6 protein-coding genes are annotated in these 6,277 nt (G+C 58.1%); all 6 read right to left on the bottom strand.

Going from position 1 to position 6,277, the window contains the following annotated elements; genetic code table 11:
• Nucleotides 1-483 (bottom strand): SDR family oxidoreductase (locus WX88_RS22205; protein WP_046246620.1); only part of this gene is annotated, 483 nt, incomplete at its 3' end.
• Entirely contained in the window at nucleotides 473-1,840 is a 1,368-nt protein-coding gene (locus WX88_RS22200) for a family 1 glycosylhydrolase (protein ID WP_072053080.1), read from the bottom strand. The genes WX88_RS22200 and WX88_RS22205, both read right to left, overlap by 11 nt.
• A gap of 212 nt (nucleotides 1,841-2,052) precedes the next feature.
• Nucleotides 2,053-3,231 (bottom strand): UDP-galactopyranose mutase, encoded by a 1,179-nt coding sequence (glf, locus tag WX88_RS22195; protein ID WP_046246619.1) that lies wholly within the window; start codon nucleotides 3,229-3,231, stop codon nucleotides 2,053-2,055.
• Nucleotides 3,232-3,314: 83 nt separating this feature from the next.
• Entirely contained in the window at nucleotides 3,315-4,604 is a 1,290-nt protein-coding gene (locus tag WX88_RS22190; RefSeq protein ID WP_197076897.1) for a glycosyltransferase family 1 protein, read from the bottom strand.
• A gap of 186 nt (nucleotides 4,605-4,790) precedes the next feature.
• Nucleotides 4,791-5,297, bottom strand: coding sequence for a GNAT family N-acetyltransferase (locus WX88_RS22185; protein WP_046246618.1), 507 nt, complete (start codon nucleotides 5,295-5,297; stop codon nucleotides 4,791-4,793).
• A gap of 138 nt (nucleotides 5,298-5,435) precedes the next feature.
• On the bottom strand, nucleotides 5,436-6,245 hold the full coding sequence (gene dapF / locus WX88_RS22180; protein ID WP_046246617.1) for a diaminopimelate epimerase: 810 nt from the start codon (nucleotides 6,243-6,245) through the stop codon (nucleotides 5,436-5,438).
• Nucleotides 6,246-6,277: the final 32 nt, after the last annotated feature.

The following is a 6,277-nucleotide window of genomic DNA, read 5'->3' as shown; positions in this document are numbered from 1 at the left end:
CACCACCAGCGCCGCCGGGTGCACGGCCAGCACCCGCTGCTCGGCAGCGTGCTTGCTGCGGCCGTACACGTTGAGCGGGTTGGGCACCGAGGACTCGGTGTAGGGCCCTTCCTGCTGCCCGTCAAACACTAAATCCGACGAAAACGTGAGGAAAGGCAACTCCCGTTGGGCGCAAGCTGCCGCGAGCACGGCCGGCCCGGTGGCATTCTCGCGGAAGCAGCGCTCCTCGTCCGATTCTGCTTCGTCTACCCGCACGTAGCCGGCGGCGTTTACCACTGCCCAGGGACGGTGCGCATCGAGTGCTTGCGCTACCGAATCGGGGTTGGCAATGTCCAGTTCGGCGCGGCTCAAGGCTACTGCTGGCAGGCCCCGAACTTGGCAAAGATGGCTCAGCGCCCGGCCCAGCGTGCCGGACGCCCCCGCGATGAGCAGGGGCGCCGGCGTGGTTTCATTATCGGACTGGTTATCCGGCTTAAGCTGCATGGTCTAGCTGTTGGAGTGAGTTATCGGTCGGTTTCGACGGCTGCTTGCGCTCATGCATACTCCGGGCTTCGGTTAAGTGGCGGCGGTAAAGCACGCGTTGAGGCCGGAGCCACCAGCCGGGGCTTCGCAGCACCGGGTGATGCAACTGCTCGCCTTGGGCTAGCGTGCGCACCAGCTTGGAAAGGAGCGTAGGCCGAAGCTTCCCGCTACGCACATCGAACGGGCCAGGCTCATAGTAGCCCACGTTGCAGGTCAGGAGCTTGTTCCAATCGTAGCTACCCAGCAGGGCCCACACCGTGATGGCGCGCACCTCGGCACCTTGCTGGCGGGCTTCCTGCGCCGCTTCCCACACGTGTTGCAGCCAGCGCGCCTGCTCCTCGCGGGTGCTGTTGAGATGCACTTCGGTGATGGCAATGGGCTGATGGTAGCGCTCCCAAGTTTGCAGCAGCAGGTTGGCCACGCCAACGGTTTCAACCCCACCTACCCGCGTGGCTTCGACATCGGAATAAGTCATTCCGTCATTCACAGTACGATACTCTTCCGGGTAATGCGCCATGTCCTCGTCTAGGAATCGCTCGCTGGTGACGTAATGGTTGATGCCCATTATATCGGGTGGGCAAGGGTTTTCAACCCAGCTCAAGAGTTCGGCTTCGGGGGCGCCGTGCTCTGTGAGGTAGCCCCACAGCGGATGCGCGGGCGTGACCTTGCCGCACAAAATATCAAGGCTGAGCCAGCGGCGGTGGTTCTCAAACTCGGCCCGCTGACGCAACGCAGGGGTGCTATGTGCCTGGCCCAGGTCTTCGGTTTGCACTAACTGGGCGTGGGGGATGATTTCCCGGATGGCTTTCATCGACAATCGCGTGGCCTCGAGCTGGTTAAGCAAAGCGCGCACGAAAGTGCGGTGGCAAGTAGTGTGCGGATACCAGTGGCCGTAGAGGCAGCTGAAGCGGGCGGTGGTCAACGGCTCATTCACCGGCGTAAAGTGGGTGAGCCAGGGGTAGCGACGAGCTACGTTGGCCGCGTGCTGGGCCAGGCCGGGCGCAAAGTTGTCTTGGTGCAGAGCCGTGTAAAACGGACCGCTGCCGTGGTGGGTCAGGCCAACGATGGGATTGATACCAAGCTCGCGCAAACGGGGCAGGCGCTCATCGGGCCAGGCCCAGTCGCAGGTGTCGGGATTTTCGGGAGCGGTGTGCTCCCAGAGCAAGGGATAGCGCAACGTTTTCAGCCCCAGGTCGGCAATGGCATCCAGGTCACTGATGCGGTTCCAGTGACCATTGCGTGCAAGTTGGTTATAGTATCCTTCGCCGATACGGCATTGGGTGCATTCAATGCCACCCCAGATTTCTAGTGGATTCATTTGAGAGTATAGGAGGTAGAACAAATACCCGATTTAGCGTTCAGCTTGGTCTGGGTTTAAATCAAACTGCCACCCCAATGCAATTGCATGAGGTGGCAGTTCAGGGGTTTAGGAATGCGCTACGGCAGGTCCGGACGTTGAATGACCGTCGCAACGGGCATTCAACAAGTGTTCAACAGTAAGTCAACAATTGAACGCGCCATGGCGCATTACTACTCTTGCTTGGGCGAGCGGCTCACCAGCTTTTCAACCAGCGAAGTACTACCCGAAATGGCCGGACGCACGGGCTTCGCGGCATTTTCTTTTTCCGTCAGCTTCTTGTAGAGCGTGAGGGCCTGGGCCACTACCTGGTCCATGTTGTAGTACTTGTAGGTAGCGAGGCGGCCTACGAAGTGTACGTTGGGTGTTTCGTCAGCCAGCTTTTTGTACTTGTTGTACAAGTCGGCATTTTCGGCCATCGGAATGGGGTAGTAAGGGTCGCCCTCGGCCTGTGGGTACTCGTACACGATGGCCGTTTTGGGGTGGTCCTGGCCGGTGAGGGCCTTGAATTCCGTGATGCGAGTGTAGGGGTGCTCGTTGGGGTAGTTCACTACGGGCGCAGCCAAGTGCTTTTCCTTGTTCAGCGTCTCGTGCTTGAACTCCAACGAGCGATAGGGCAACTTACCAAATTTGTAGTCGAAATACTCATCTACCGGGCCCGTAAAAATCATTTCTTTAAAGGGAATGAAATCTATTACTTCGTGGTAGTCGGTGTTGAGCATCACCTTGATGTTGGGGTGGTCGAGCATTTTCTCGAACATCCGGGTGTAGCCGTGCAAGGGCATGGCCTGGTAGGTGTCGGTGAAGTAACGGTCGTCGCGGTTGGTGCGGGTAGGCACGCGGCTCGTCACCGATTTATCCAATTGTGACGGATCGAGGCCCCACTGCTTGCGAGTGTAATTTTTGAAGAACTTCTCGTACAGCTCGCGGCCTACTTTGCTCACCACCACGTCTTCCGAGGTGCGGATGACGGGTACTTCTTCAGCCACGGAGGCGAAGAATTGGTCCAGCTCGAAACTAGTCAGGTTCAGGCCGTAGAGCTTATTGATGGTATCGAGGTTGATGGGCATCGGCACGTGCTGGCCATCGACCGAAGCGAGCACGCGGTGCTCGTAAGGGCGCCAGTCGGTGAAATTGCCGAGGTAGTCGAAAACGTCCTTCGAATTGGTGTGGAAGATATGCGGGCCGTATTTGTGCACCAGAATACCTTCCTCGTTATAGTGGTCGTAGGCGTTGCCCGCAATGTGGCTGCGCTTGTCGATAATTAGAACTTTTTTGTTGCTGCGGGTGGCGAGCCGCTCGGCTAGCACGCTGCCGGCGAAACCGGCCCCAACGATTAGGTAGTCGAACATGATGTAGGTGTGGAAATGTGGAAAGGGAGGACTAGCAGATTAAGAATAGGTATTTAGCAGTTTAAGGCTAAGCAAGGGACAGGCTAAGCAAGGGGCAGCGTGACTTCTGACACTTTGGCTCCCAGAGGCTGGCCTGTGGCCGTGTTGGTGGCCGAGTCTGGCGTTTTGGCCGCGAGACGCTGCTGCATTAGGTTCACCATGTGCTGCCAGGTTTGGTCCCAGGAGATGGTGGCCAGGTAATCATCGGTGCGCTGACGCCAGTCGGCGTCGTCGCGCTGGGTGAGAGCCTTAGCGATGGCCGCCCCAAAATCGGCGGCGTTATCAGCAATCTGCACTAAGTTAAGTTCCCCGTAGGGCCGCACCACGTCGCGAATCGGAGTACTTACGACGGGATTGCCGGCCGCCAGATATTCGGGAGTTTTGGTCGGCGATATAAATTTAGTGCTTTCATTATCAGCAAAAAGCAAAGTCGCAACATCCCAACCTTTTAAATAGAAAGGTAGTTCCATATAGTCTTTACCGCCTAGATAATGCACGTTGGATGTGCGAGGCAGAATGGCGGGATCAATCTTCACCACCGGCCCGATAATGACGAATTGCCACTCCGGGTGATTCTGTGAAAGCTCGCGCAACAATTCGATATCCAGTCGCTCATCGACCACCCCGAAAAAGCCTATCCGCGGGTGCGGAATCGCGGCTTGGTCGGCGGGTTCGGGCAGCGGGCCGCGGGCCTGGCCGAAGTGGGCCTTGTCGATGCTGCTCGGGAACGGGTGAGCGTCGGGATGCTGCTCGCGCTTGGCTTCGTGCAGCGTATGGCCGCCAGCAAACACGAGGTCGGCTTTTCCAAATAGCTCTTGCTCGCGGTTCTTCAGTTCGGCGTGGGCAAACTTGAAATTGGCCAGCTCGTCCATGCAGTCGTACACGGTAAGCGTGGGACGAAATTGGCGCGACTTTCCGAGCGCCATCGGCGTATAGTACCAGAAAACGTATTTCGTGATGCTTTGTTGGTGGAAAAACTGGCTCAGCACCTCAAATTGGGCCTGGTCGCTGGCGGCTTCATCGTGGCGCAGGCGCTGGGGCAGATGTACCACCACTACTTTTACCCCGTTTTGGCGTTCTTTTATTTCGATATGCGGCTCAATCAGGTCGTCGTTATGATAAAAGGCATCTTCCACATAAAATACACGGCCGTACTGGGCGAAGCGCGACAGCAGGTGCTGGGGCCGCTGCCACACAAAATCCCAGTGCAAATGCGCAAAGCAAACCAGGTCGGGCAGGGTATATGGAGCAGAAGTTTCGGCGGCTGATGCGCTGGGCCGGGCAGCGTTGGCGGAGGCACGCAGGGGTGCTTCCACCGTCGATGAAGGTGGCATGGAGAACGGCAGGAAAGTAATGGTTTCGCGCCGCACCGGGACAACACCAGGGATAGAGAACCGGGGCGCTTGCCGCTTTATACGGGACCGTATGCCAGAAGGATATGGCTCAGCTTACTTTACGGAATATTCCATACTGGTTCATTAAACCTTTGGACTATACTAGTATAAACATGGCTCAGAGCCTTACTTGACAGTAAGCAGGCATTGCCACTCCACGGCATCTTCCCAGCCCTCGGGAGTGCGCAGCCACGCCCGCCGCGTGCCGACCCGCCGAAAGCCCGCCGCTGCGAATAATCTCATACTGGGGCGATTACGCGCACCCACCGTGGCATACACCTGGTGCAGGCGCAGCACTTGGCGGGCATGCGCTTTCAATACTTCTAATGCTTGCCGGGCGTAGCCATGCCGCCGCTCGCTGGCCAAAATAGTGATGCCCACACCGGCCCGCTGGTGCAATGGGTCATAGTCGAAAAGGTCAACCACGCCCACGGCCGCACTACCAATTTCAGTAGTAACCACCAGCCGTAATTGGCGCACTACGTAGAAATCCGCATTGGCATGCGCCAAGTACTCACGCAGCGCGTGGCGCGACACGGGCGCCAGCGTATCCGACACGCCCCAAATGTCAGGGTCGTTTTCGAGCGCATAGAGAAACTCCAGGTCGTCGGGCTCCAGGGCACGCAGGGTCATGGGTGTTGCCTTTGAAGTTTATAGGTTATGCCGAAGGTTTGGGCCTCTATTAGTAGTTCTTCCTAAACCTCGCCCCTGGCCCACATCGCTTGATGCGCAGAATCCTCCGGGAGCGGAGTGCATTTTTGAAGAATTGCTTTATAATTCAACGCCTCCCCCGAATACCCGCACGGCGGGGCCGCTCAACCATACGTTGGTGAAACTGCCGCTGGGTTGCTGCTCGAAGGCAACTTCCAGCTCACCGCCGGGCGTGCGCAGGCGTACTGGCGAGGTCGCGCCACGTTGCGAGGCGGCCAGCGCCACGGCCGTTACACCGGTGCCGCAGCTCAGCGTTTCGTCCTCTACACCACGCTCGTAGGTGCGCACGGGCCAGGGCTCATTAGGGTCGGCAGGCACTTCGACGAAGTTGACGTTGGTGCCGGTGGGGTCGTAAGCTTGGTGGTATCGAATGTCGTGGCCAGCTGCGAAGACGTTGAATTCAGCCAGCTTTGGTGATTCCGAGGGGTCGAGAAAATGAACGTGGTGCGGCGAGCCGGTGTGCAGGAAGACATCCTCCTCCCCTACTTCAGCGGGTTGTGGCGCGGCCACGTCAATCATGCGCAGGCGCACAATGCCATCGGGTTCGATGCGGGCTTCGTGCGGGCCATCCACGGCCAGAAAGCGCGTTTGGTCCGCGATTAAGCCTAGAAACCTGGCAAACGCCACGGTGCACCGGCCTCCATTGCCGCACATGGAACTGGGGTGGCCGTCGGCGTTGAAATAAACCATCTCAAAGTCGAAACCAAGCTTCTCCCGGAGCAGGATGAGGCCATCGGCCCCGATGCCGAAACGGCGGTGGCAGAGACGGGCAATCAGCGCCTGGTCGGTTTCGTCGAAAGTGCGGGCGCGGTCGTCAATCATGACGAAGTCGTTGCCGGTACCTTGGTATTTGTGGAATTGCAGTTTCATACTCAGCAAATAAGTGCCTGCCCTGGGTATCG

Origin of the sequence: Hymenobacter terrenus (assembly GCF_000972495.1) — a bacterium.
Lineage (GTDB): Bacteria > Bacteroidota > Bacteroidia > Cytophagales > Hymenobacteraceae > Hymenobacter > Hymenobacter terrenus.
This window is presented reverse-complemented; position numbering and strand designations above follow the sequence as displayed.